Source organism: Lysobacter sp. F6437 (assembly GCF_052547215.1).
Genome location: NZ_JBQWRB010000001.1, coordinates 472,094 through 495,656, shown reverse-complemented (window position 1 = coordinate 495,656; position 23,563 = coordinate 472,094). Strand labels below are relative to the sequence as shown.

Below are 23,563 nucleotides of genomic sequence, written 5' to 3'. Positions count from 1 at the left end.
CGCCCGTGGCTCCCGCGGTATGCGGGAACCTGGATGACTCATCGAGCGCCACGGTCGCTGCGTCGCCGCGTTGGCGGAGACGGCGGTTGTGGTGGATCAGGTCGACCGGTGCATCACTTCGACCCGGCCGTGGTGGCCACCCGCTCGCCCGGCTTGGCGGGGTCCGCGCCCATTGCCACGGTCTGCGGGTCGACGGGCATGCCCGGGAAGAACACCTTCTGCACGCCGTGCACGATCACCTTGTCCGTAGCTGCCAGTCCGGAGGTCACCACGCGCAGGCCTTCGGCCGTGTCGCCAAGCTTCACATCCTTGCGCACGGCCGTGTTGTCCTTGCCGAGCACGTAGACGTACTTGCGATCCTGGTCGGTCATGACCGCCTTGTCGTCGATCAGCAGCACCTCGGATTCGTTGCCGCCGGCCAGTTGCACGCGGGCGAACAGGCCGGGGGCGAACACCCGGTCCGGGTTGGGCAGTACCGCGCGCAGGCGGATCGTGCCGGTCGCGGGGTCGACCTGGTTGTTGACGAAGTCGACCGTGCCCTCGTGCGGGTAGCCGGACTCGTTGGCCAGGCCGACCCGCACCGGGTTGCTCGAATCCGCGCGGTCGCCGTTGCGGGCCAGCTCGCGGTAATGCAGCCAGGTCTGTTCGTCGCCCTCGAAGTACACGTGCACCGGGTCCAGCGAGACCACGCTGGTCAGCACCGTGGCATCGGCCTGGGCGAGGTTGCCGGCGGTGATCATCGCGCGGCCGGCGCGGCCGTCGATCGGCGAGCGTACTTCGGTGAACTGCAGGTCCAGCCGGGCACTGGCGACCGCGGCCTCGGCGGCGCGGACCGCGGCGTTGCCCTGGCTTGCGGCGGCCCGACGGGCCTCGGCTTCCTCGCGCGAGATCGCCTTGGCCTCGACCAGTGTCTGCGCCCGCGTGCTTTGCGCCTTGGCGAGCCCGGCCTCGCTGCGCGCGCGTTCGAGGTTGGCCTCGGCCTCGGCCAGCGCGGCCCTGTACGGGCGCGGGTCGATCACGAACAGCAGGTCGCCCTTGGCGACTTCCTCGCCTTCCTCGAAGGCGACCCGCTCGACGTAACCGCTGACCCGCGGGCGCAACGCGACCGACTTCACCGCCTCGATCCGGCCGGTGAACTCGTCCCAATGCTGCACGGGCTTTTCGACTACCTGGGCGACGCTGACCGCGGGCGCGGGCATTGCGCCACCCGGTGCGGCCTGGCTGCCGCACCCGGACAGACCCACGGTCAGCAGCACGGCGGCGATGGCGAAGGTGAGTTCGGGCAGGGCGCTGCGGGTGATGCGGCCGGCCTGTGATTTCTTGGTGGGGGAGGTCATGACGAAATATCCTTTTTGGAACCCGTGGAAGAAAAACGGCCCAGAAGCGCGCGGACGGCGACGAGGGAGGGGCAGCTGTCCGGTGGGGGAGGTGCGCTGTCCGGGCCAAAAGAAGTGGAGACGTCGTGGGGCGACGATGCGTGACCGGTCTGCGCCGGCGGCGCGTAACGCACCACCGGGATGTCCGGCGGCGGGCGTTCGATCAATGCGACCGCCTGCTGGCCGATCGCCAGTGCACTGGGCCAGCGGCTGCTGGCGTGTTTGCGGTTGTTGCCGGTGCAGGCCGGCATGTCGACGGTCAGCAGGTTCACCCGCACGTCCAGCGCACGGGCTTCGTCGTGCAGGACACGGGCCAGCATCCGCAGCGCGGCCGCACCGACCGAACGATGGCCGTAGCCGGCCCAGGGGTGTTCGCTGCCGGGGCCGCCGATCAGCAGGTAGTTGCCGCGACCGGCCTCGGCCAGCAGCGGCAGCAGGTGGCGGGCGGCCGCCAGGTGCGGCAGCAGGTCCTCGTCCAGCTTGCGGCGCAGGAACTCGGCGGGCTGGTCGAGCACCCGGCCTTTGCTGCCGCCACCGCACACCGAAGCGACGATGCCGGCGAACGGGCGGCGCAGATCGCGCAATCGTTCGGCGAGGGCGGCACCCTCGGCGTCGCTGGCCACCGAGCCCGGCACGGTGACGACATCGGCGTCGCCGTGTTCCCGTGCCAGTGTTGCCAGCGCATCCGTATGGCGCGCCACCGCGACCACCGGATGGCCGCGGTCGAGTGCGGCGCGCACCACGCCGCGGCCGACGCCGCCGGTGGCACCCAGGATTACCAGCGTCGCGCTCATTGTCCCGCCTTCGGGATTTTCTCTCCCGAAATTGACATGGAATACGTCATCAGCAATCGCGGAGACGAGTGCAGCGACCGGCCGCCTGCTTGCACGGGCAAGTATTTCGCAGCGTCCGTCGTGGGCAAGCGATTTGCCGCAGGGCCCGCCGTTGGCCCTTCCCAAGGCAGGTCAACGTCGAACGCGACGGCTGCACGTGCGGATTCGGCGGGAGTGATCTGGCTGTGGGAAGGGTGGTTCATCGGACGGCCTGCGGCGCTTCCTGTTCGGATGCGACACAGACTAGGGGTGACGTTGGCACTTGATTAGCCATCAGATCGGGGAATAATTGTCCCGACCGCGGGTCAATGCCGGCACGCGTCAAGAGGAGCCCCCCACATGGCCCGCGATCTCAACGACACCCTGATCTTCGTGAAGGTGATCGAGCACGGCAGCTTCATCGCCGCCGCCCGTTCGCTGCGACTGCCCAAGACCACCGTCAGCCGCAAGGTGCAGGAGCTGGAGTCCCGCCTCGGCGCGCAACTGCTGCATCGCACGACCCGAAAGCTTGGCCTGACCGAGGCCGGCAACATCTACTACGACCACTGCAGGCGCATCGCCAAGGACCTCGACGAGGCCGAGAACGCGGTCGGCCAGTTGCAGGGCGGCCCGCGCGGCTGGCTGCGCGTCACCGCACCGTACTCGCTGGGCATCGAACGCATCGCGCCGTTGCTCGGCGAGTTCCACGCCCGCCACCCGGAGGTCCGGGTGGAGATGCTGTTGAGCAACGAACCGCTGGACCTGATCGACAAGGAGATCGACGTCGCCCTGCGGGTCGGCAACCTGCCGGACTCCAACCTGGTCGCGCGGCGGCTGGCGGTGATGCGCACCCAGGTCTATGCAAGCCCCGCCTACATCGAGCGCCACGGCGAACCGCTGCATCCCGACGAGCTGCAGCATCACCGGACGCTGGGCATGCAGAAGATGCGTCGCAACGACCACTTCTTCTGGCCGTTGACCGATGGCAGCAACCTCGTCGAGTACCGGATCGACCCGATCATGGTTGCCAACGATCCCGCCGGCGTGCGTGGCGCGCTGCTCTGCGGCGAAGGGCTGATGCTGGCCAGCGACATCATGGTCAAGGCATTCGCCGAGAAGGGCTACATACGTCGGGTGCTGGCTGGCTGGACCGGTCCGGAGCTCGACCTCAGTGCGCTGTTCCCGCGTGGCCAGGTGACTTCGCCAAAGGTCCGCGCGTTCGTCGATTTCCTGGTCGAGCGGCTCAGCTTCGACTCCGACTTCATGCAGAACCTGTGCCCCAACCGCCCCTGCGACGAGGCCGCGCTTGCCGGTACACCGTCGGCCCAGCAGGCATGGGCGGCCAAGACTGCCTCAACGCGCGAGGAAGACCAGGAAGAAGAACAGGAAGTCGCCGCCTAGATCAGTGCGGCGACGCGGATTGGCCGGGGTCGGGCTGCACGCGCGGCCCGGCCATCTCGCCGTCCAGGCGGGCCTCGAACTGCTCAAGGCTCAGGCCCTGCATGCGCGCCTCCTCGTTGGCGGCGTCGCGCAAGGTGTCCGAGAATTTCAGCACGGCGGGTGTGCCGGCCCGCTCGTGCATCGCCGCGGCGCGTTTCAGCATGACCAGGATGGTGGCCGCACTGTCGGAGCCACCCACCATCTGGCCGTCCAGGCCGAGCACCCACTCGCCGTCCCGCCGGGCGATTCCGCCGAGGAGGGTGCCCTGGTGATCGCGCAATTCGGCATGGCCCTCGATCGGGGCGCTGTTGGAGATGGTCACGGTGCGTTCCCGGGATTTGCGCTTGCGGCTTGCGTCGCGCTTGGCTTTTGACTGGATCGACATGCGTGCCCCCGTTGGTCATCCACGACGGATTTCATCGACAATGGTAGTACGCGCCGCGCCGACGCGGCATGAACCAGGCAGCCTCCCGCGCCGCCGGATACTTTGGAGCATTGCATGCCATTCGACGCCTCCGGCCACGGTACCGCCGGACCCGCCAGTTCGCCACGCCGCCGGTTCGTGCAGGGGCTGGCCGCCGGTGGCGCGATCGCCGGGTTGGGACTGTGGCCGCAGCGGTCGTGGGCCGCGGGGACGGGCGCCCAGCCACAGGTGCTGTCCGGCACCCACTTCAATCTGGACATCGGCGAGACACCGATGAACTTCACAGGCCTGACCCGGCCGGCGATCACCGTCAACGGTTCGCTGCCGGCGCCGATCCTGCGCTGGCGCGAGGGTGACACGGTGACGCTCGACGTCGCCAACCGGCTGCCGGAAGGTTCGATCCATGGCCACCAGACCTCCATCCACTGGCACGGCATACTGCTGCCCGCGAACATGGATGGCGTCCCCGGCCTGAGCTTCGACGGTATCGACCGTGGCCAGGCCTACCGCTACCGGTTCCATCTCCGGCAAGGCGGCACGTACTGGTACCACAGCCATTCCGCGTTCCAGGAACAGGCCGGCCTGTACGGCGCGATCATCATCGATCCACTCGAACCCGAGCCGTTCGACTACGACCGCGACCACGTGGTGCTGCTGTCGGACTGGACCGACCTCGATCCGACCCTGTTGTTCGCGCGGCTGAAGAAGATGGCCGGCTATGACAACTACTACAAGCGCACGGTCGGCGACTTCTTCGATGATGTGAACCGACGGGGTCTGTCGGCAACGCTGAGTGATCGCAAGATGTGGGGTGAGATGCGGATGACGCCGACCGACCTGTCGGACGTCAATGCCAATACCTACACTTACCTCATGAACGGCCAGACCGGGCAGGGCAACTGGACCGGTCTGTTCCGCCCGGGCGAAAAGGTGCGGCTGCGCTTCATCAACGGCTCGTCGATGACCCATTTCGACGTGCGCATCCCCGGTTTGAAGATGACCGTGGTCGCCGCCGATGGCCAGTACGTACACCCGGTAACCGTCGACGAGTTCCGCATCGCAACCGCCGAGACCTTGGACGTGATCGTCGAACCGACGGGGCAGGATGCCTTCACCATTTTTGCGCAGGATCTCGGCCGGAGCGGCTTCGTCAGTGGCACGCTGGCAGTTCGCCAGGGCCTGCGTGCGCCGGTTCCAGCCGTGGACGCGCGCCCGATCCTGACCATGGACGACATGGGCCACGGAATGATGGGCGGGGCAGGGCACGACACGTCGGCGATGTCCGCGAGTGCGGCGCCCGCCATGGACCACAGCCAGCACGGCGCGGCGGCAATGGGCCACGCAACGATGGACCACGCCGCAATGGGCCATGCCGGAATGGATCATTCGTCCATGGCTGGAATGCAGTCGCATCCCGCCTCCGAAGCAGGCAATCCGCTCATGGATATGCAGACCATGATGCCGGCACCCAAGCTCGACGACCCCGGTATCGGCCTGCGCGACAACGGTCGCAAGGTGCTGACCTACGCCGACCTCAAAAGCACCTTTGCCGACCCCGATGGACGCGAGCCGGGACGCACCGTCGAGCTGCACCTGACCGGCCACATGGAAAAATTCGCGTGGTCGTTCAATGGCATCAAGTTCGGCGATGCCGAGCCGCTGCGGCTCAACTACGGCGAGCGCATCCGCATCGTGCTGGTCAACGACACCATGATGACCCACCCGATCCACCTGCACGGCATGTGGAGCGACCTGGAGGATGCAGACGGCAATTTCCAGGTGCGCAAGCACACCATCGACATGCCGCCGGGCACCCGCCGCAGCTATCGCGTGCGCGCCGATGCACTGGGCCGCTGGGCCTACCACTGCCACCTGCTGTACCACATGGAAGCCGGCATGTTCCGGGAAGTGCGGGTGGAAGAATGAAGCTCGCAACCATGGTTCCTACCGCATTGCATGGCCGGGTTCTTTGCCTGCCGATCGCACTCGCGCTGACCGCGGCGCCCGCGTTCGCGCAGGAGGTCGATCACGCGGCGATGGGGCATGCGCCGCCGCCCACGGAGGAGGTGGACCATGCAGCCATGGGCCACCACGAAACGCCCCCCACCGGGGAAGTTGATCACGCCGCAATGGGCCATGGCATGCCGGAACACCACGGCCACGTCATGGACACCGGACTACCCACAAACGCATCGCCGATCAATCCGATCCCATCGATTACCCAGGCCGACCGCGAGGCCGCATTTCCCGACGTTGCAGGCCATCAGGTCCACGACAACTCGGCCCACTCGTTCTGGTTGCTCGACCGGCTGGAAACCTGGGATGCGGACACCGGGACCGGGGCAGGGTGGGAGGCGATGGCTTGGGTCGGGACCGATATCGACCGTCTCTGGCTGCGCAGCGAAGGCGAGCGTGTCGATGGAACCACCGAGTCGGCCGACATCGAGGTGTTGTACGGCCGCGCGATCGCCCCGTGGTGGGACCTGGTCGCGGGCGTGCGACATGACTTCGGCGAAGGCCCGTCGAAAACCTTCGCCGCGATCGGCGTGCAGGGCTTGTCGCCGTACATGTTCGAAGTCGGTGCGACCGCGTATGTCGGCGAATCCGGACAGACCGCGGCCCGCCTCGAGGTCGAATACGAAACGCTGTTCACCAACCGCCTGATCCTGCAGTCGATGGCCGAGGCCGAGCTGCACGGCAAGGACGACGAACGCCGCGGCATCGGTTCGGGCCTGGGCACGGTCGAAGTCGGGTTACGGCTGCGCTATGAGGTGACCCGCCAGTTCGCGCCCTACATCGGCGTCGTCCACGAACGCGCCTACGGCAAGACCGCGGACTTGCGCCGGGCCGTCGGTGAAGACCCTGATGACAGCCGGATCGTGGCGGGGGTGCGCCTCTGGTTCTGAGGCGGCATCGGCCGGCGCTCGATGCTCACTCCGGCTTGACTCTGGACCAAGGTCCAGACTGCACACTGTCGCCGGACTTCAGGAGCACCGATATGCAGATCGGCCAACTTGCGCAGCGCGCCGGCGTCGCCATCGACACCGTGCGCTATTACGAACGCAACGGGATCCTGCCGGAACCCGAACGCCAGGCCTCCGGTTATCGCCGCTACGGCGAGGACGACGTGGCCCGCTTGAGCTTCGTCCGCCGCGCCAAGGCGCTGGGTTTCACCCTGGTCGAAATCCGCGACCTGCTGGCACTGTCCGGCCGCCGCGCTGATGACATGGCCGGGCTAAAGACCGCCGCGACCGAAAAGCTCGCCGATGTCGAGCACAAACTCGAGGAGCTGACCCGTATCCGCGACGGTCTGCACGCGCTGGTCGCGTCCTGTCCGGGACACGGTCCGCTGGACCGTTGCCCGATCCTCGCCGCGCTGGCGGAGGAGGGCGCATGAACACCCATGACCACAAGCACGTGCACGGACAGAAATCAGGCAGTCCGGACAAGGCCGCCCATGCCTGCTGCGCGGGCGGTGCGACGTCGGCCGCCACGACCGTCACCGATCCGGTCTGCGGCATGCAGGTCGACCCCGCGACCAGCAAGCACCAGGCGCGGCACGCGGGCGAGGACTACCACTTCTGCGCGGCGCGCTGCCGCGAGCGCTTCATCGCCGATCCGGACAAGTACCTGTCGCCGTCCGAACCCGACCCCGCGATGGCCGGCGCCACCTATATCTGCCCGATGCATCCTGAAGTAAGTCAGGTGGGCCCCGGCACCTGCCCGATCTGCGGCATGGCGCTGGAGCCGGACATGCCGAGCCTCGATGACGAGGAAAACCCGGAGTTGCGCGACTTCTCGCGGCGGTTCTGGTGGACGCTGCCGCTGACCCTTGGCGTATTCGTGCTGGCGATGTTCGGCCACTACCTGCCGGGCCTGTCGCCGACGGCACGCAGTTGGATCGAGTTCGTGTTGAGCACGCCCGTGGTGCTCTGGGCCGGCTGGCCCTTCCTGCAACGCTGCGTGGCGTCGATCCGCACCGGCAACCCCAACATGTTCACCCTGATCGGGATCGGCGTGACCGCCGCGTTCGGCTACAGCGTGGTCGCGACGGTCGCACCGGATGTGTTTCCCGAGTCGTTCCGCGAGATGGGGCGCGTCGGCGTGTACTTCGAGGCGGCGGCGGTGATCGTGTCGCTGACCTTGCTCGGGCAGTTGCTTGAACTGCGCGCGCGCAGCAGGACGGGTGCCGCGATCAAGGGCCTGCTGGGACTGGCGCCAAAGGAAGCGCGGCGCATCAACGACGACGGCAGCGAGGAGGACATCCCGCTGACCCACGTCCATGTCGGCAACCGCCTGCGCGTGCGGCCGGGCGAGAAGGTTCCGGTCGATGGCGAAGTCATCGAGGGGCGTTCCAGTGTCGACGAATCGATGCTCACCGGCGAACCGATTCCGGTCGAGAAGACCGTCGGCGCCAGCGTCATCGGCGCTACCCAGAACGGCACCGGTGCACTGGTGATCCGCGCCGGCAAGGTCGGTGCCGACACCGTGCTGTCGCAGATCGTGCAACTGGTCGCGCAGGCCCAGCGCTCGCGTGCACCGATGCAGCGGATGGCGGACAAGGTCGCGTTCTGGTTCGTGCTGGCGGTGCTTGCCTCGGCGGTCGCGACGTTCTTCGTGTGGGGCTTGTTCGGACCCGATCCGGCGTGGACGTTCGCAGTGCTCAATGCGGTGTCGGTGCTGATCATCGCCTGTCCGTGCGCGCTGGGCCTGGCTACGCCGATGTCGATCATGGTCGCCACCGGCCGCGCCGCCAACGCCGGCGTGCTGTTCCGCGATGCCGAGGCGATCGAACGCTTGCGCACCATCGACACACTCATCGTCGACAAGACCGGCACCCTGACCGAAGGACGCCCGGCGTTCCGCGAGGTTGTCGCGTTCGAGGGATTCGACGAGGAGCAGGTGCTGCAACTGGCGGCCGGCCTCGACCAGGGCAGCGAACATCCGCTGGCTGACGCGATCGTCGCCGAAGCTCGCAAGCGCAAGCTCGCCCTCGACCCGGCCGAAGACTTCGACTCGGTCACCGGCCTGGGCGTGCGCGGCAATGTCGCCGGACACCAACTCGCGCTGGGCAATACCGCGCTCATGCAGCAGGTCGACGCCGACATCGCACCGCACGCCGAAGTGGCCGAACGGTTGCGGGGGCAGGGCGCCAGCGCGATGTTCCTGGCGGTCGATGGGCGCGTCGTTGGCGTGATCGCCGTCGCCGACCCGATCAAGGAATCCGCCGCCTCGACCATCAAGGAACTGCAGGCCGCCGGCCTGCGCATTATCATGGCGACCGGCGACGGCCTGACCACGGCCCGCGCGGTGGCCGGCACGCTGGGCCTCGACGAGGTACATGGCGAAGTGCGCCCGCAGGACAAGGCCGAACTGGTGCAACGCCTCAAAGCCGAAGGCCGCCGCGTGGCCATGGCCGGCGATGGCATCAACGACGCACCGGCACTGGCCGCGGCCGATGTCGGCATCGCGATGGGTACCGGTACCGACGTCGCGATGTCCAGCGCACAGGTCACGCTGGTCAAGGGCGACCTGCGCGGCATCCGGCGTGCGCGGACGATTTCCGAGGCGACCGTCGCCAACATGAAACAGAATTTGTCGTTCGCGTTCCTCTACAACGCACTCGGCGTCCCGATTGCCGCGGGCGTGCTTTACCCGGTGTTCGGGTTGCTGCTGAGTCCGATGATCGCGGCGCTGGCAATGAGCCTGAGCTCGGTGTCGGTGGTAGGCAACGCGTTGAGGCTGGCGAAAGCACCGGTACGGGGATCGCCACCGGACACTGCGCAGGCGACTACATGAAGATGCAGTCGATGCCATCAAGCGCGATATGGATCAGCAGGCCGATCCCGAACAGACGCGTCCGTCGCGGGATGGCGAGCACGCCGTAGGCGACGATGGCCGGAGCGGTATGCAACGGATGGAAACCGATGCTGCAGCGTCCCGGCGCATAGACCGGGTCGGCCAGCAAATGATCGATGTCGATCACCCAGCCGGCCAACAGGATCAGCCACGCACGGAGCCGCCGCTGTGGATACCAGATGACCGCGACGAGCCCCGGCACAAGCACGTGCAGCAACAAGTGCACGGCGGCATGGGGCTGCAGCGAAGTCAGGGCGTCGGTCAGGGCTTGCACGGTGGGGTCGGGGGAATATGGAAGACGACATTTTCGCGGGCTGGTGCCCGTCTGTCTCTGAAGTATTTTACATAATATGCATTATGCGAAGTCCTGCGAGGATCGGAGCCAAGGGCAAGCGGCCCCGCCTCCAGCTCATCGGGCCGGGACAATTCCGGGAGCTGCGGCTCTCCTTCGGGTGGTCGGTTGAGCGTGTCGCGGAGCTGCTGAAGGTCACCGATCGAACGGTCCGCAACTGGGAGTCCGGCACGGCTCGATGCCCCTATGCGGCGTTCAAGCTGCTGCGGATCATCGGCGGCCGGAAGCTCCTGGGCGCTGCCTTCGGCGACGCCTACGTGGTCGACGACGTCCTGGTCACGACCGAGGGCCACAAGTTCGCTGCGGCGGATCTCGGCTGGTGGTCGCTGGTGGTTCGCCAGGCGCAGGCATGGCGTGAGCTGGTGGCCAAGGAGCATGGCCGCGAGGCGCTCCCGGCGACGACCTCGCTCGCCCGGCATTGCAAGGCGCCGACCGGCGTTGTAGGTTCGAAGCGTGCCCCTGCTGCGGGCTCTGGAGCCGTAAAGCACCAGAGTGATACCAGAGTGACACCACATGGGGGGACTTTTCCGCGCTCCCTGCCGTGGATAACCCCGCAAGACCGGACCTCGAGTCCGGTAGGCCCGGAGAGTAATACGGGCCAAAAGGCTGCGCAGAATCCGCGCAAGGTGGCCGCATGAACGCCCTGAATTTGCGGGTGGCCCCTGCCCTCAAGAGCGAAGCCAGCGCCTATGCCGAGAGCCTGGGGATTTCGTTCAATGCCCTGGTAGCCGTCGCGCTCCGCGACTACTTGGACGCCCGTAAAAGTCTAGGAAGCCAGCCGGCGCAGTCGGACAGTGTCGAGCAACAGCGAGCCACGCCGACCGCGCCGGCGCCTGCCAGCACTTCCGAGGCCGGCAGGAAGGTCGTGCAGCTGTCGGGCAAGGTGGGCAGGAACGAGCCCTGCCCCTGCGGCTCCGGCAAAAAGTGGAAGCAGTGCCACGGAGTTGCGGCATGAGCCCGGATCTGCGGCGGCGTGCACGCCTGGAGCGCCGACGTCGGCATTTCCGCTATGCGCTGTTGGGGGCGATCAGCTGGGCGCTTTTCCCGTTCCGACATCCGGTGATGTGGCTGTTGTGCCGGTACCTGAACATCTTCTTCGGGCTGTACTACGGCGGTCGGATCGATGCGGCGTTCCGGTTCGCTCGCCTGTGGCCATCGCAGGTGCCCGCTCTGGTCGACGCGCTTCGCAGCAACGGGCGCCCCGTCCCGGCGGTGGTGCTGTGAGCGCGGCCTGTGGGGTGCAGGGGCTTGCCCCTGCGGCTATGGCGCAGGGATGCGCCGCTCTTTCTTCAGCGGTCGGACCCGCGCCGAGGGCGGTTGCAGGCGGTGACATAACCTCTCCTGCTGACCCGCTTTTGCTTTGCCTGGCTGGGAAAGAATTTCCGGTTCGGCAGGATAATGGTAATAATCAAACGGCGACTGCCGGGGAGAAACTTTCGTGAATAAGCGAGGGGTATGCATTATGCGAAGTCCTGCGAGGATCGGAGCCAAGGGCAAGCGGCCCCGCCTCCAGCTCATCGGGCCGGGACAATTCCGGGAGCTGCGGCTCTCCTTCGGGTGGTCGGTTGAGCGTGTCGCGGAGCTGCTGAAGGTCACCGATCGAACGGTCCGCAACTGGGAGTCCGGCACGGCTCGATGCCCCTATGCGGCGTTCAAGCTGCTGCGGATCATCGGCGGCCGGAAGCTCCTGGGCGCTGCCTTCGGCGACGCCTACGTGGTCGACGACGTCCTGGTCACGACCGAGGGCCACAAGTTCGCTGCGGCGGATCTCGGCTGGTGGTCGCTGGTGGTTCGCCAGGCGCAGGCATGGCGTGAGCTGGTGGCCAAGGAGCATGGCCGCGAGGCGCTCCCGGCGACGACCTCGCTCGCCCGGCATTGCAAGGCGCCGACCGGCGTTGTAGGTTCGAAGCGTGCCCCTGCTGCGGGCTCTGGAGCCGTAAAGCACCAGAGTGATACCAGAGTGACACCACATGGGGGGACTTTTCCGCGCTCCCTGCCGTGGATAACCCCGCAAGACCGGACCTCGAGTCCGGTAGGCCCGGAGAGTAATACGGGCCAAAAGGCTGCGCAGAATCCGCGCAAGGTGGCCGCATGAACGCCCTGAATTTGCGGGTGGCCCCTGCCCTCAAGAGCGAAGCCAGCGCCTATGCCGAGAGCCTGGGGATTTCGTTCAATGCCCTGGTAGCCGTCGCGCTCCGCGACTACTTGGACGCCCGTAAAAGTCTAGGAAGCCAGCCGGCGCAGTCGGACAGTGTCGAGCAACAGCGAGCCACGCCGACCGCGCCGGCGCCTGCCAGCACTTCCGAGGCCGGCAGGAAGGTCGTGCAGCTGTCGGGCAAGGTGGGCAGGAACGAGCCCTGCCCCTGCGGCTCCGGCAAAAAGTGGAAGCAGTGCCACGGAGTTGCGGCATGAGCCCGGATCTGCGGCGGCGTGCACGCCTGGAGCGCCGACGTCGGCATTTCCGCTATGCGCTGTTGGGGGCGATCAGCTGGGCGCTTTTCCCGTTCCGACATCCGGTGATGTGGCTGTTGTGCCGGTACCTGAACATCTTCTTCGGGCTGTACTACGGCGGTCGGATCGATGCGGCGTTCCGGTTCGCTCGCCTGTGGCCATCGCAGGTGCCCGCTCTGGTCGACGCGCTTCGCAGCAACGGGCGCCCCGTCCCGGCGGTGGTGCTGTGAGCGCGGCCTGTGGGGTGCAGGGGCTTGCCCCTGCGGCTATGGCGCAGGGATGCGCCGCTCTTTCTTCAGCGGTCGGACCCGCGCCGAGGGCGGTTGCAGGCGGTGACATAACCTCTCCTGCTGACCCGCTTTTGCTTTGCCTGGCTGGGAAAGAATTTCCGGTTCGGCAGGATAATGGTAATAATCAAACGGCGACTGCCGGGGAGAAACTTTCGTGAATAAGCGAGGGGTATGCATTATGCGAAATTCACTATCAGGGCCATCTAGGAACGGATCGCACCACGCTTGTCGGATCGCTTGCTCTGGCGGCACACCGAATGTCCGCTGACTTACAGATCGCGGCAACGCTGGAAGTTGCCTTCACGGTCAACCAGTTGGTCCCACCCATTGGAGAGCCGTCGCATTCCGAGACCGGACATGCAGGCCAGGCCGTACTTCTTCGCTTTGGCGGTGCCGTAGCGTCGCTGATGGCTTGGCCGACGACCTATACTCGGCGCGCCAGTATCAGACGCGCTTTTGCCAATGAGCAAGTCCCTCGCAATCCACGAATTCAGCGACGCCCTCGCCTTCCATTTCCGGGATATCAATGCGGAATGGATCGAGGCCATGTTCCGCCTCGAAGCTACCGACCGCGACGTGCTGGACAATCCGCTCGCCCGGATCATCGAACCGGGCGGCGTCATCCTCTTCGTCGAAGCCGTCGGGCTGGGGATCGTTGGCACCTGCGCACTCCAGAAGACCGGCGCGAGCAGCTATGAGCTCACCAAGATGGGAGTACGCGAGTCAGCCCGCGGGATGAAGGTTGGAGAATTTCTGCTTGCAGCCGTGATTGAGCGCGCACTGTCGCTCGGGTCCGATCCGCTCTACCTGCTCACGAACGGCAAATGCGAAGCAGCCATTCACTTGTACGAAAAGCTTGGCTTTCGGCACGACGCAGAAATCCTGGCCCGGTACGGCAGCCGGTATGAACGCTGTGACGTGGCGATGCGCTACGGGACCTAGCCACCCGACCAGCGTGACAGGTCCTGTTTGACTCCATCGATCCCCTCCCACGGGTCCTTGCGCCGCCGCTTGAGCATCGCCGGAACGTTCTTCAGATCGTGGGCCTGGCCACTCTTGAGCGCACCCAGTTGTGACCACGACAGTGGCATCGACACCGGCGCGCCTTCGCGCGCGCGCAGCGAATACGACGCAACGCTGGTGGCGCCCCGGCTGTTGCGCAGGTAGTCGACGAATATCTTCCCGCGCCGCAATTTGAGCGTCGACACGGACAGGTAGCGGCTCGGCTCCGACTGCGCCATCGCATCGGCGAAACCATGTGCGAACGACTTGACGAGATCCCATTCGCAGCCAGGGTTGAGCGGCACCACGACGTGCAGGCCCTTGCCGCCGGTGGTGCGCAGGAACGAGGTCAGCTCGGCCTGGGCCAGCAGGTCGCGTACGTGTCGCGCGGCGCGCTTGACCTCACTCCACGGCACATCCGGGCCGGGATCGAGGTCGAACACCACCCGGTTGGCACGGTCGGGCTGTTCGGCGGTCGATCCCCAGGGATGGAATTCCAGCGCATTGAGTTGCACCAGTTCCATCACCCCTTCTGCATCGCGTACGACCAGGTAGTCGGCGTTGTTGCCGGCTTCCTCCTTCAGCTTGACCAGGTCGACGCGCGACAGCCCGGGCGTGTGGTGTTTCTGGAAGAAACACGCCTTGCCGGCGCCGTCCGGACAACGGATCACTGACAGCGGACGGTTGACGATTCCCGGCAGGAATTCGTCCATCACCTGCTCGTAGTAATCCGCCACGTCCTTCTTGGTGTAACCGCTATTCGGGAAGACCACCTTGGTCGGACTACTGATCTTCACAGCCGCAACAGGTTTGGCCGCCCTGCTCTTTCCGGTGCCGCGTTTCTGCCCATCGCGATCGCTGTCGACGAGGTCGCCAACGTCCTTGTCCAGGCGCAGCGCCTTGAGCGAGGCCTGCCGCAACACGCCCGAGCTGCCGGTGCCGCGGATGAACACCTCGACCACGAACATCGGGTCGAACCACAACGCGCCACGGACTTCGCGGGCGACCGCGTCGGACACCTCGACCGTCGGCTTGCTGCGTCCGGCCTTGCCGATGCGTTTGGTCAGGTCGCGAATCTGCTGGTCCGAGAACCCGGAGCCGATCCGGCCCGCATAGCGCCAACCATGTTTCGCATCGGGCCGCGCCAGCAGCAACGAACCGAAACCGACGCGGCTGCCCTTCCCCGGCGTGTAACCAACGACCGCGAACTCGTCGGAATCCAGCCGTTTGGTCTTGCGCCAGTCGTCGCCGCGACCCGGATGGTAGGCGTGGTCGCCGCGTTTGGAGATGATGCCTTCGAAGTGTTGCTCGTTGGCCAACTCGAAAGCCGCCTGTCCATCGGCGGGAATGTGCGAACTGAGGCCGAGGTGCGCGACCGGCGCCTCCAACAGCTCGGCCAGAAGCTCCTTGCGCTGTACCAGCGGGGCTTGGTCGATGGCCACGCCGTCGACATGCAGAAGGTCGAACACCATGTAGGTGAGCACGCCCTGCTTCTCACCCGAAAGCGTGGCCTGCAACAGGTTGAAGTCGGCGCGGGCGCCGGTGCCCGCGATCAACTCGCCGTCGAGCGCGGCACTGGTGAGCCCTAGTTGCTCGATGGCGGCGGCGATCTCGGGCACCTTGCCGGTCCACTCCAGTGCGTTGCGCGACCAGATGCGCACGTGTCCATCGACGATGGTGGTGACCAGCCGATAGCCATCCCACTTGAGTTCATGCAGCCACTGGTCACCCGCTGGTGGCTTGTCGTCGAGCTTGGCGAGCTGCGGAACGAAGGCGGCATCGGCGAGTGTTTCCTTGCGTGCACCATCGAGTTTCAGGGCGCGTTTCGCCCAGTCGATGCGGCGCCGTCGGCGGTTTGGTGCGACCTTCGCGACTTTCTTCTTGCTGGCCTTGCCCCGCCCTGCCCGCTTCGCATCGCTTTCCGGCGGCGGCGTTACGTCGACGAGCATGTCGTCGGCTTCCACGTTGCCCGCGTAGGCATCCTTGTCCTTGAACAGCAGCCATTGCGGTTGCCGCGCGGGCTTGCCCGAACGCACCAGGTGCCAAGCGCCCTTGAGTTTGTCGCCGAACAGTTCGAAGCGCAGGTGGCCCTTGACCAGTTGTTCCTCGGCGTTGTCGGCAGTCGCCCAGACGCCGCGGTCAAACAACGCCACGTGGCCGCCGCCGTAGTTGCCCTTGGGGATATCGCCCTCGAACCCGGCGTAATCCACCGGATGGTCCTCGACCTCGACAGCCATGCGCTTGACCGTCGGATCGAAGCTCGGTCCCTTCGGCACCGCCCATGACTTCAGCGCATCGCCGACCTGCAGGCGGAAGTCGTAATGGCGCCGACTGGCGTGGTGCAGTTGCACGACGAAGATGGCGCGCTCACCCGGTGGTAGCTTCTTGCCGGGTTCCGGCTCGCGGGTCTTGGCGAACTGTCGCTTGCGTCGGTACTCGGTCAGGCTCACGGGACGTCGAATTTGCCGATCACGGAATGTTGCGGTGATTAGGCCCGGACCGGCGTTATCCACGGATGATCGGGTGCGATTTCACGTGGTGTTAGCCAGGCCCATCCCACGATCAACCCGGAAGTGCTACCGCGCCGTCATCGAGGCAACCTGTCATGGCAAACACGTTCGAAGTGGGCGATCACGTCAGATGGAACTCCGAAGCCGGCCACGTCAGCGGCACCATCATCAAGGTCCACGAGCGCGACTTCGACTACAAGGGACATCGTCATCGCGCCAGCCCGGATGAGCCTCAATACGAGATCAAGAGCGACAAGACCGACCACATCGCCGCGCATCGTGGCGCGGTCTTGAAGAAGACGAAGGCCAAGGCCGACTAGCGGCCGACGACCATGCGCAGACAAGACAAGCGCACGATTCCGGGCGGCACCACGGCGCTGGTCATCGTCGACATGATCAATCCACTCGACTTCCCGGGCGGAGCGGCGATGCAGCCAGCAGCGTTGGCCGCGGCACGACGCATTGCCCGCCTCAAAGAACGGGTGAAGGCCAACGGCGGCTCCGTCGTTTATGCCAACGACAACTTCACCAAATGGCGGATGGGCTTCAGCGAGATAGTCGCGATCTGCGCCAACGACAGCCGCGGTGCCCAAATCGCCCAACTGCTCGCGCCGGAGCCGGACGATCATTTCGTGCTCAAGCCCAAGCACTCGGCATTCTTCGAGTCCCCGCTTGAAACGCTTCTAACCAAATTGCAGGCCCGTCGTCTGGTGATCACTGGCCTGGCCACCGACGGCTGCGTACTCGCCACCGCCATGGACGCGCACATGCGCGAGTACCGGATACACGTGCCCCGCGACTGCGTTGCCGCGACCAGCGAGGCACGCACCGATCGCGCACTGGAACTGATGAAGGTCGCCATGGACATCGACGTGCGCACGTCGCGCTACGTCCGCATGTAACGTGCAAAGACACCACGCCGGGAATGCTGTCGTTCGCCGTGGTGTAACCGATGGCGCGGAGCCGCCCTACCGACGATGGGCGGACTTCAGGAATTTAAGCAGTGACTGCTTCCATTGCCGTTCCCCGCGCGCGGTGGCCGCGGCACGAGCAAGGCGTCCATCGAGCCATCCTTCAAACACCACCGGGTCTATATAAGCCTTGCGACATACCGCCGGGGTATTTCGCAGTGTGGCAGCGACCTCCTTCACCACGCCGGTGGTATCGCCAGTTCGTGGATGCGTTGCCTGACGGACTCGGAGGCGACGCGCTCGCCACCTGCATCGACATAGGAAAATCCCCGGCCTGCCTTGCGACGGCGGATCCCCGGTTCGTCGTCATGGACGTAACGCAGGCCCGCCTCTTCGGCAATGGCCTGGCCTTCAGACTCCCGCGGGGAGGCCTCGTCTGTGTCCATTGCCGGTGTATCGGATTGCGCCTCGCGGTCGCTGTTTCGCGCTATTGCTGGACTGGCTCCAGTGCATCACCGCCGGGACCGATCAGGTGCCAGTGCCCCCACTGGTCCTCGACGCCATGGCCGGCGGTACGGCCTGCGCCGACGTCGGCGGCATAGCGGTACAGCGGATGCTGGTTGTAGGTCACCTGCACGGCGCCGTCCGCACGGGTGATGGTCGCCAGCATCCCACCCTGCAGCTCGGGGCCGGCGGTGGGGGCGACCTGGTCGACCAGCACCGGCGGCCACGCCTCGGTGCATGCATCGACGCAGCCACTGCCATCGGTGTCACCTTCCATGAAATACACCGCGCTGCCTGCGCTGTTGGTCAGGTACGGCCCCGGGCCGCCCGCGGTGGCGACCTGAATCTGGTTGGTGGCGACGGCGCCGGTCGTGTCGGCACCCACGCCGAGTTGCCCGGTGCCCTCCACCCGCGCCGCGGGATTGGCATCGGGCATGGCAACGGTATCGCCATCGACATCGCCCGGGGTCTGGTCGTCCGGTGGACCCGGTTCGCAGCCGGCGACAAGCGCCAGCGTGATCATCGCGCACAGGCCCAGCACAGCGTTGGGGTTTCGCATCATGGCTTCCTCGAAGGATCAACGGACCGATGGCCCATTGGTACGTGGCCGGCTGTTAATGCCGGGTCCTTGTTGCGTGCACCCGGCGTGACGTCCCGCCACTCACGCCATTTTTCGGTGCGGATTCCTAGATTCGGCTTTCCCCCACCAGACGAGGACGCCGCCATGGCGCAGTTGAACCAGCAGGAATACAACGACCATTTCCGCAACAGTTACGAGACCACGCCGTACTACCAGCAGGGTCGCAGCTGGAACGATTACGAGCCGGCCTACAAGTACGGCTACGACCAGTACGGTGCCAATTCCGGCCGTCGCTTCGAGGATGTCGAAAGTGACCTGGAACGCGGTTGGGAAACCACCAAGGCGAATTCACGGCTGGCGTGGAGCGAGGCCAAGGAAGCCGTCCGTGACGGCTGGCATCGACTTGAACGTGCAATGCCGGGCGACGCCGACCGCGACGGTCGTTGATTCCCGCCTGACGTGACGTCGAAGAAGGCCCCGCTCGGGGCCTTCTTTTTTTCTTCCTGCGCGGTGCGGCCCGCGTTCATCCGGACCACGGCAAGTCGTTGATAATACGGGGATGTCGCTGCCTGCAATGCCCCTGGACGGGTTCCATCCCGCCGTCGCCGGATGGTTCATCCGGACCTTCCCCGCCCCTACCGGGGCGCAGGAACTGGCGTGGCCGTCCATCCGCTCCGGCCGCCACACGCTTGTCGCCGCGCCGACGGGTTCTGGCAAGACCCTGACCGCATTCATGGCCGCGATCGACGGTCTGGTCCGCCAAGGCCTGCAGGCGGATGGCGAGTTGCCCGACGAGACCACCGTGGTCTACGTGTCGCCGCTGAAGGCGCTGTCCAACGACATCCATCTCAACCTCGAAGCGCCGCTGGCGGGGATACGTGCCGAACTGGCGCGCCTGGGCCTGCCCGATGTGGCGATCCGCACCGCGGTGCGCACCGGTGATACCTCGCAGGCCGAGCGCAACCGGATCTGGAAACAACCGCCGCACATCCTGGTGACCACACCGGAGTCGCTGTACGTGCTGCTTGGCTCCGCGTCCGGCCGACGCATGCTGGCGAGCACGCGCTCGGTGATCGTTGACGAAATCCATTCAGTCGCCGCATCCAAACGCGGCAGCCACCTGGCACTGACACTGGAGCGGCTGGAGGCGCTGTGCGGCCGCCGGCTGACGCGCATCGGGCTGTCGGCGACGCAGAAGCCAATCGACGAAGTCGCGCGGTTCCTGGTCGGCACGGCGGCGGTCGCCGCGGACGGCACGCCCGATTGCGAGATCGTCGACATCGGCTACACCCGTCAGCGTGACATCGCGCTGGAAGTGCCGCCGGTGCCGCTGCAGGCGGTGATGTCGAACGAACAATGGGAGCTGGTGTACACGCGCCTGGCGCAGATGGTGGAGCAGCACCGGACCACGCTGGTGTTCGTCAACACCCGGCGGATGGCCGAGCGCGCGGCGCGTCACCTGGCGGAGCGGCTGGGCAAGGACGTGGTTGCCGCGCATCACGGCAGCCTTGCCAAGGAGTTGCGGCTGGACGCCGAGCAGCGCCTCAAGCGCGGCGAACTGCGGGTGCTGGTGGCGACCGCGTCGCTGGAGCTCGGCATCGATATCGGCGACGTCGACCTGGTCTGCCAGCTTGGTTCGCCACGCTCGATTGCCGCCTTCCTGCAGCGTGTCGGTCGGTCCGGACATCATGTCGGTGGCGTGCCGAAAGGCCGGCTGTTCCCGCAGTCGCGCGACGACCTGGTCGAGTCCGCCGCCCTGCTCGACTGCGTGCGCCGGGGTGAACTCGACGCGCTGGAAATCCCGCGCGCGCCGCTGGACGTTCTTGCGCAGCAGGTCGTCGCCGAGGTCGGCGCGAACGAATGGGAGGAGGACGCGCTGTTCGATCTGGTGCGCCGCGCTTGGCCGTATGCACAGCTGCCACGCGAAGAGTTCGACGCCATCGTGCGGATGCTCGCCGACGGCTTCACCACCCGTCGCGGTCCGCGTGCCGGCTACCTGCACCGCGATGCCGTCCACCGTCGCGTGCGTGGCCGCAAGAACGCACGCATGACCGCGCTGATGTCGGGCGGGACCATTCCCGATACGGCCGACTACGCCGTGATCCTCGAACCGCAGGCGCTCCCGATCGGCAACGTCAACGAGGATTTCGCGGTCGAAAGCCTCGCCGGTGACGTGTTCCAGCTCGGCAACGCGAGCTACCGCATCCTGCGGGTGGAGGCCGGTCGTGTGCGGGTCGAGGATGCCCAGGGCGCGCCGCCGAGCATTCCGTTCTGGCTTGGCGAGGCGCCCGGCCGGACCGATGAACTGTCGGTCGGGGTCTCAAGGCTGCGGGAAGAAATCGCGGCCCGCCTGGCCGCGGTGCCGGCCGAAGGCCCGCAGGCGGAAGTTCCGATCGAAACGCGTCACCCCGCGGCGATGCAATGGTTGCTCGACGAGCTCGGGCTCGACGAGAACGCCGCGATCCAGTTGCTCGCCTACCTCGCCCATCAACACGCCGCGCTTGGCGTGCTGCCGACACGCCAGACGATCGCCATCGAGCGCTTCTTCGACGAGTCCGGCGGCACCCAGTTGGTGATCCATTCGCCGTACGGCAGCCGGCTCAACCGCGCCTGGGGCTTGGCACTGCGCAAGCGCTTCTGCCGCAAGTTCAATTTCGAGTTGCAGGCGGCTGCGACCGAGGACGCAATCGTGCTGTCGCTGTCGACCAGCCACAGCTTCCCGCTGATCGATGTGTCGCACTACCTGCATTCCAGCTCCGCGCGTGAGGTTCTAGTGCAGGCATTGCTCGACGCCCCATTGTTCACCGCACGCTGGCGCTGGAACGCCACCAATGCCCTCGCCCTGCCCCGCTTCAGTGGCGGCAAGCGGGTGGCGCCACAGCTGCAGCGCATGCGCAGCGAGGACCTGCTGGCCACGGTGTTCCCGGACCAGGTCGCCTGCGCCGAAAACCTCGTCGGCGAGCGCGAGGTCCCGGACCACCCGCTGGTCGCGCAGACGCTGCATGACTGCCTGCACGAGGCGATGGACGTCGCCGGCCTGGTGGGCTTGCTCGGACACATGGAAAACGGCGACGTCCAGGTCATCGCCCGTGACCTCACCGGCCCCTCGCCGTTCGCCGCCGAGGCACTCAACGCCAAGCCGTACGCGTTCCTCGACGATGCACCACTGGAGGAGCGCCGCACCCAGGCCGTGATGGCGCGACGTTATGCCGATGCCGAGAATGCCGACGACCTCGGCCGGCTCGATCCCGGTGCGATCGATGCCGTTCGCGCCGAGGCCTGGCCCGAAGCGCGTAATCCGGATGAAGTGCACGAGGCGTTGATGGGGCTGGGTTTCATCACCGCTGGCGAAGCGCGGAACAACGACGGCTGGCTGGCGTGGTTGGCCGGGTTGGCCGCCTCCGGCCGCGCCACGCTGGTGAGCATCGGCGAGGGGCTATGGGTCGCGGCCGAACGACTGCCGCAAGTGCAGGCACTCGCCCGCGCAAGCACGTCGCCCGTGATCCAGGTGCCGGAAGAGTTCGCGGTGATGTGGACACCCGAGGATGCGGCGGGCGAGCTGGTCCGCTCGCGCCTGACCGGCCTCGGCCCGACCACGATCGCCGACCTGGCCGCGAGCGGCGTGGCGGAGGCACCGGCCATTGAAGCCGCGTTGCTGCGCCTCGAAAGCGAGGGCTACGTCATGCGTGGCCGCTTCAGCGCTCCGGCCGGCGATGAGGAATGGTGCGAGCGGCACCTGCTGGCGCGCATCCACCGCTACACCATCGGCCGCTTGCGGCGCGAGATCGAGCCGGTGGAACCGCGGGACTTCATGCGGTTCCTGTTCGACTGGCAACGCGTGTCGAAGAGCACGCGCGTCAGTGGCCCGGAAGCGTTGGCGGGCGTGCTCGCACAACTGGAGGGTTTCGAAGCGCCCGCCGCCGCATGGGAGGGCGAATTGCTGCCGGCGCGCCTGACCGACTATTCCATTTCCTGGCTGGATGACCTGTGCACCACGGGCCGCATCACCTGGGCACGGCTGCGCGAAAGCAGCGCATCCAGCGCCGGCGGGCGTACGGGTCCGGTGCGGGCGACGCCCATCGTCCTGCTGCCACGGCGCCGGCTGGCGCTGTGGAGCTCGCTGCTCCGGGATCGCGGGCAGCCTGAAGCGCAGCCGAGTTCGCGCGCCAACCGCGTCGTCGAGTACCTCGACACCCACGGCGCATCGTTCTTCGACGACCTTGTCGAGGGCGCGCACCTGTTGCGCGTCGAACTGGAGGACGCGCTCGCCGAACTGGTCGCCCGTGGCCAACTGCATTGCGACAGTTTCGCCGGCCTGCGCGCGTTGCTGGTCCCGGCCTCGAAGCGACCTTCGGCAGTGTCGCGTCGCGGGCGGCGCGTGGCGCTGTTCGGAATCCAGGACGCCGGGCGGTGGACGCTGACCCGCCATCCGGACACCGGGCGTGCGAGCGGCAACGATCCGCAGGCGGTCGAACACGTCGCCCGCACCTTGCTGCAGCGTTATGGAGTGGTTTGCTGGCGCCTGCTGGAGCGCGAAGCCGGCTGGCTGCCCTCCTGGCGGGAGCTTCTGCGGGTCTATCACCGGCTGGAGGCGCGCGGCGAAATCCGCGGCGGCCGTTTCATCGCCGGCATTTCCGGTGAGCAGTTCGCGCTGCCGGAGGCGATCGGCGCCCTGCGCCAGGTCCGCAAACGGGCCCCCGATGGCGAATCCGTCAACCTGTCCGCATTGGATCCGCTGAACCTCGTGGGCAGCCTGCTGCCAGGGACGCGGGTGCCGCGCCAACTCGGCGGACGCGTGCTCTGGCGTGACGGCGTGCCGTTGGCCACGCTGGTGGCGGGGAAGGTGGAGTTCCTGGCTGTCGTGTCCGACGAGGAACAACGCAATGCGAGGTGCGCCCTGCTGCGCGAGCCGTATCCCGCCGCAACGATCGCGATGCCACCGGTCGACGCCGCGACCCCGTAGGCGTCGCAATCGACACTGCATCGACACGCCTCCACCCATTGTGCACAGGCGGCCCCGAGGGTGCCGCATCGCGAATCAATGGATTATGC

The 23,563-nt window shown here is 66.7% G+C and carries 23 protein-coding genes; 16 read left to right on the top strand and 7 right to left on the bottom strand.

What is annotated here, in order from left to right; translation table 11 throughout:
- Positions 1-113 precede the first annotated feature (113 nt).
- The gene (locus ACT9F5_RS02175) at positions 114-1,301 is read right to left on the bottom strand and encodes an efflux RND transporter periplasmic adaptor subunit (RefSeq protein WP_445119475.1); all 1,188 of its coding nucleotides are present in this window, start codon (positions 1,299-1,301) and stop codon (positions 114-116) included.
- 32 nt (positions 1,302-1,333) lie between these two features.
- The gene (locus ACT9F5_RS02170; RefSeq protein ID WP_445118297.1) at positions 1,334-2,170 is read right to left on the bottom strand and encodes an SDR family NAD(P)-dependent oxidoreductase; all 837 of its coding nucleotides are present in this window, start codon (positions 2,168-2,170) and stop codon (positions 1,334-1,336) included.
- Positions 2,171-2,548: 378 nt separating this feature from the next.
- Between ACT9F5_RS02170 and ACT9F5_RS02165 the strand changes: the two genes are divergently transcribed.
- Entirely contained in the window at positions 2,549-3,589 is a 1,041-nt protein-coding gene (locus tag ACT9F5_RS02165; RefSeq protein WP_445118296.1) for a LysR substrate-binding domain-containing protein, read from the top strand.
- A gap of 1 nt (position 3,590) precedes the next feature.
- Here the strand turns inward: ACT9F5_RS02165 and ACT9F5_RS02160 are convergent, their stop codons facing one another.
- Positions 3,591-4,013 (bottom strand): hypothetical protein, encoded by a 423-nt coding sequence (locus tag ACT9F5_RS02160; protein WP_445118295.1) that lies wholly within the window; start codon positions 4,011-4,013, stop codon positions 3,591-3,593.
- 114 nt (positions 4,014-4,127) lie between these two features.
- Between ACT9F5_RS02160 and ACT9F5_RS02155 the strand changes: the two genes are divergently transcribed.
- From ACT9F5_RS02155 to ACT9F5_RS02140, 4 genes are all read left to right on the top strand, one after another.
- Complete coding sequence (locus ACT9F5_RS02155) at positions 4,128-5,978, top strand: copper resistance system multicopper oxidase (RefSeq protein ID WP_445118294.1); 1,851 nt, start codon at positions 4,128-4,130, stop codon at positions 5,976-5,978.
- Positions 5,975-6,958, top strand: coding sequence for a copper resistance protein B (locus ACT9F5_RS02150; RefSeq protein WP_445118293.1), 984 nt, complete (start codon positions 5,975-5,977; stop codon positions 6,956-6,958). The genes ACT9F5_RS02155 and ACT9F5_RS02150 overlap by 4 nt, the downstream gene beginning before the upstream one ends.
- A gap of 92 nt (positions 6,959-7,050) precedes the next feature.
- Positions 7,051-7,449, top strand: a complete 399-nt coding sequence (locus tag ACT9F5_RS02145; RefSeq protein ID WP_445118292.1) for a MerR family transcriptional regulator — start codon at positions 7,051-7,053, stop codon at positions 7,447-7,449.
- Complete coding sequence (locus ACT9F5_RS02140) at positions 7,446-9,851, top strand: heavy metal translocating P-type ATPase (protein WP_445118291.1); 2,406 nt, start codon at positions 7,446-7,448, stop codon at positions 9,849-9,851. The genes ACT9F5_RS02145 and ACT9F5_RS02140 overlap by 4 nt, the downstream gene beginning before the upstream one ends.
- Here ACT9F5_RS02140 and ACT9F5_RS02135 read toward each other — a convergent pair.
- Positions 9,844-10,155, bottom strand: a complete 312-nt coding sequence (locus tag ACT9F5_RS02135) for a DUF6122 family protein (protein WP_445119474.1) — start codon at positions 10,153-10,155, stop codon at positions 9,844-9,846. The two genes, ACT9F5_RS02140 and ACT9F5_RS02135, sit on opposite strands and share 8 nt — an antisense overlap.
- A gap of 47 nt (positions 10,156-10,202) precedes the next feature.
- Between ACT9F5_RS02135 and ACT9F5_RS02130 the strand changes: the two genes are divergently transcribed.
- The 7 genes from ACT9F5_RS02130 (at position 10,203) to ACT9F5_RS02100 (ending at position 13,946) form a co-directional block, all read left to right on the top strand.
- On the top strand, positions 10,203-10,901 hold the full coding sequence (locus ACT9F5_RS02130) for a VC1465 family Xer recombination activation factor (protein WP_445118290.1): 699 nt from the start codon (positions 10,203-10,205) through the stop codon (positions 10,899-10,901).
- Positions 10,898-11,218, top strand: coding sequence for an SEC-C metal-binding domain-containing protein (locus ACT9F5_RS02125; RefSeq protein ID WP_445118288.1), 321 nt, complete (start codon positions 10,898-10,900; stop codon positions 11,216-11,218). Before ACT9F5_RS02130 ends, ACT9F5_RS02125 begins: the two co-directional genes overlap by 4 nt.
- Positions 11,215-11,487 carry a hypothetical protein gene (locus ACT9F5_RS02120; RefSeq protein WP_445118287.1) on the top strand — a complete coding sequence of 91 codons (273 nt, stop codon included), beginning with the start codon at positions 11,215-11,217 and terminating at the stop codon, positions 11,485-11,487. The genes ACT9F5_RS02125 and ACT9F5_RS02120 overlap by 4 nt, the downstream gene beginning before the upstream one ends.
- A gap of 238 nt (positions 11,488-11,725) precedes the next feature.
- Entirely contained in the window at positions 11,726-12,358 is a 633-nt protein-coding gene (locus ACT9F5_RS02115; protein WP_445118289.1) for a VC1465 family Xer recombination activation factor, read from the top strand.
- Positions 12,355-12,675: an SEC-C metal-binding domain-containing protein gene (locus ACT9F5_RS02110; protein WP_445118288.1), complete on the top strand. Its 321-nt coding sequence runs from the start codon at positions 12,355-12,357 to the stop codon at positions 12,673-12,675. Before ACT9F5_RS02115 ends, ACT9F5_RS02110 begins: the two co-directional genes overlap by 4 nt.
- Positions 12,672-12,944, top strand: coding sequence for a hypothetical protein (locus ACT9F5_RS02105; protein ID WP_445118287.1), 273 nt, complete (start codon positions 12,672-12,674; stop codon positions 12,942-12,944). Before ACT9F5_RS02110 ends, ACT9F5_RS02105 begins: the two co-directional genes overlap by 4 nt.
- 522 nt (positions 12,945-13,466) lie before the next feature.
- The gene (locus tag ACT9F5_RS02100) at positions 13,467-13,946 is read left to right on the top strand and encodes a GNAT family N-acetyltransferase (RefSeq protein ID WP_445118286.1); all 480 of its coding nucleotides are present in this window, start codon (positions 13,467-13,469) and stop codon (positions 13,944-13,946) included.
- Here ACT9F5_RS02100 and ligD read toward each other — a convergent pair.
- Positions 13,943-16,456, bottom strand: coding sequence for a DNA ligase D (ligD, locus tag ACT9F5_RS02095; RefSeq protein ID WP_445118285.1), 2,514 nt, complete (start codon positions 16,454-16,456; stop codon positions 13,943-13,945). The genes ACT9F5_RS02100 and ligD overlap by 4 nt on opposite strands.
- Before the next feature lie 155 nt (positions 16,457-16,611).
- Here ligD and ACT9F5_RS02090 point away from each other — a divergent pair, with 155 nt between their 5' ends.
- Together ACT9F5_RS02090 and ACT9F5_RS02085 are read left to right on the top strand one after the other, a co-directional pair.
- The gene (locus ACT9F5_RS02090; RefSeq protein ID WP_445118284.1) at positions 16,612-16,836 is read left to right on the top strand and encodes an HVA1 family protein; all 225 of its coding nucleotides are present in this window, start codon (positions 16,612-16,614) and stop codon (positions 16,834-16,836) included.
- Positions 16,837-16,848: 12 nt separating this feature from the next.
- Positions 16,849-17,418: an isochorismatase family protein gene (locus ACT9F5_RS02085; protein ID WP_445118283.1), complete on the top strand. Its 570-nt coding sequence runs from the start codon at positions 16,849-16,851 to the stop codon at positions 17,416-17,418.
- A 245-nt stretch (positions 17,419-17,663) separates the two neighbouring features.
- On the opposite strand, the gene ACT9F5_RS02080 is transcribed toward ACT9F5_RS02085, so the two are convergent.
- On the bottom strand, positions 17,664-17,873 hold the full coding sequence (locus ACT9F5_RS02080) for a hypothetical protein (protein WP_445118282.1): 210 nt from the start codon (positions 17,871-17,873) through the stop codon (positions 17,664-17,666).
- A 41-nt stretch (positions 17,874-17,914) separates the two neighbouring features.
- On the bottom strand, positions 17,915-18,490 hold the full coding sequence (locus tag ACT9F5_RS02075; RefSeq protein WP_445118281.1) for a COG4315 family predicted lipoprotein: 576 nt from the start codon (positions 18,488-18,490) through the stop codon (positions 17,915-17,917).
- A gap of 165 nt (positions 18,491-18,655) precedes the next feature.
- Here ACT9F5_RS02075 and ACT9F5_RS02070 point away from each other — a divergent pair, with 165 nt between their 5' ends.
- Together ACT9F5_RS02070 and ACT9F5_RS02065 are read left to right on the top strand one after the other, a co-directional pair.
- On the top strand, positions 18,656-18,958 hold the full coding sequence (locus ACT9F5_RS02070) for a hypothetical protein (RefSeq protein WP_445118280.1): 303 nt from the start codon (positions 18,656-18,658) through the stop codon (positions 18,956-18,958).
- Positions 18,959-19,085: 127 nt separating this feature from the next.
- Positions 19,086-23,474 (top strand): Lhr family helicase, encoded by a 4,389-nt coding sequence (locus tag ACT9F5_RS02065; protein WP_445119473.1) that lies wholly within the window; start codon positions 19,086-19,088, stop codon positions 23,472-23,474.
- Positions 23,475-23,563 lie beyond the last annotated feature (89 nt).

Bases quoted from the DNA above. Each gene is read 5' to 3' on its own strand.
- ACT9F5_RS02140 (WP_445118291.1), top strand. From the start codon at position 7,446: ATGAACACCCATGACCACAAGCACGTGCACGGACAGAAATCAGGCAGT.
- ACT9F5_RS02130 (WP_445118290.1), top strand. From the start codon at position 10,203: ATGGAAGACGACATTTTCGCGGGCTGGTGCCCGTCTGTCTCTGAAGTA.
- ACT9F5_RS02065 (WP_445119473.1), top strand. From the start codon at position 19,086: ATGCCCCTGGACGGGTTCCATCCCGCCGTCGCCGGATGGTTCATCCGG.
- ACT9F5_RS02145 (WP_445118292.1), top strand. From the start codon at position 7,051: ATGCAGATCGGCCAACTTGCGCAGCGCGCCGGCGTCGCCATCGACACC.
- ACT9F5_RS02150 (WP_445118293.1), top strand. From the start codon at position 5,975: ATGAAGCTCGCAACCATGGTTCCTACCGCATTGCATGGCCGGGTTCTT.
- ACT9F5_RS02070 (WP_445118280.1), top strand. From the start codon at position 18,656: ATGGCGCAGTTGAACCAGCAGGAATACAACGACCATTTCCGCAACAGT.
- ACT9F5_RS02160 (WP_445118295.1), bottom strand. From the start codon at position 4,013: ATGTCGATCCAGTCAAAAGCCAAGCGCGACGCAAGCCGCAAGCGCAAA.
- ACT9F5_RS02080 (WP_445118282.1), bottom strand. From the start codon at position 17,873: ATGGACACAGACGAGGCCTCCCCGCGGGAGTCTGAAGGCCAGGCCATT.
- ACT9F5_RS02125 (WP_445118288.1), top strand. From the start codon at position 10,898: ATGAACGCCCTGAATTTGCGGGTGGCCCCTGCCCTCAAGAGCGAAGCC.
- ACT9F5_RS02105 (WP_445118287.1), top strand. From the start codon at position 12,672: ATGAGCCCGGATCTGCGGCGGCGTGCACGCCTGGAGCGCCGACGTCGG.
- ACT9F5_RS02075 (WP_445118281.1), bottom strand. From the start codon at position 18,490: ATGCGAAACCCCAACGCTGTGCTGGGCCTGTGCGCGATGATCACGCTG.
- ACT9F5_RS02090 (WP_445118284.1), top strand. From the start codon at position 16,612: ATGGCAAACACGTTCGAAGTGGGCGATCACGTCAGATGGAACTCCGAA.
- ACT9F5_RS02115 (WP_445118289.1), top strand. From the start codon at position 11,726: ATGCGAAGTCCTGCGAGGATCGGAGCCAAGGGCAAGCGGCCCCGCCTC.
- ACT9F5_RS02120 (WP_445118287.1), top strand. From the start codon at position 11,215: ATGAGCCCGGATCTGCGGCGGCGTGCACGCCTGGAGCGCCGACGTCGG.
- ACT9F5_RS02165 (WP_445118296.1), top strand. From the start codon at position 2,549: ATGGCCCGCGATCTCAACGACACCCTGATCTTCGTGAAGGTGATCGAG.
- ACT9F5_RS02110 (WP_445118288.1), top strand. From the start codon at position 12,355: ATGAACGCCCTGAATTTGCGGGTGGCCCCTGCCCTCAAGAGCGAAGCC.
- ACT9F5_RS02100 (WP_445118286.1), top strand. From the start codon at position 13,467: ATGAGCAAGTCCCTCGCAATCCACGAATTCAGCGACGCCCTCGCCTTC.
- ACT9F5_RS02170 (WP_445118297.1), bottom strand. From the start codon at position 2,170: ATGAGCGCGACGCTGGTAATCCTGGGTGCCACCGGCGGCGTCGGCCGC.
- ACT9F5_RS02155 (WP_445118294.1), top strand. From the start codon at position 4,128: ATGCCATTCGACGCCTCCGGCCACGGTACCGCCGGACCCGCCAGTTCG.
- ACT9F5_RS02085 (WP_445118283.1), top strand. From the start codon at position 16,849: ATGCGCAGACAAGACAAGCGCACGATTCCGGGCGGCACCACGGCGCTG.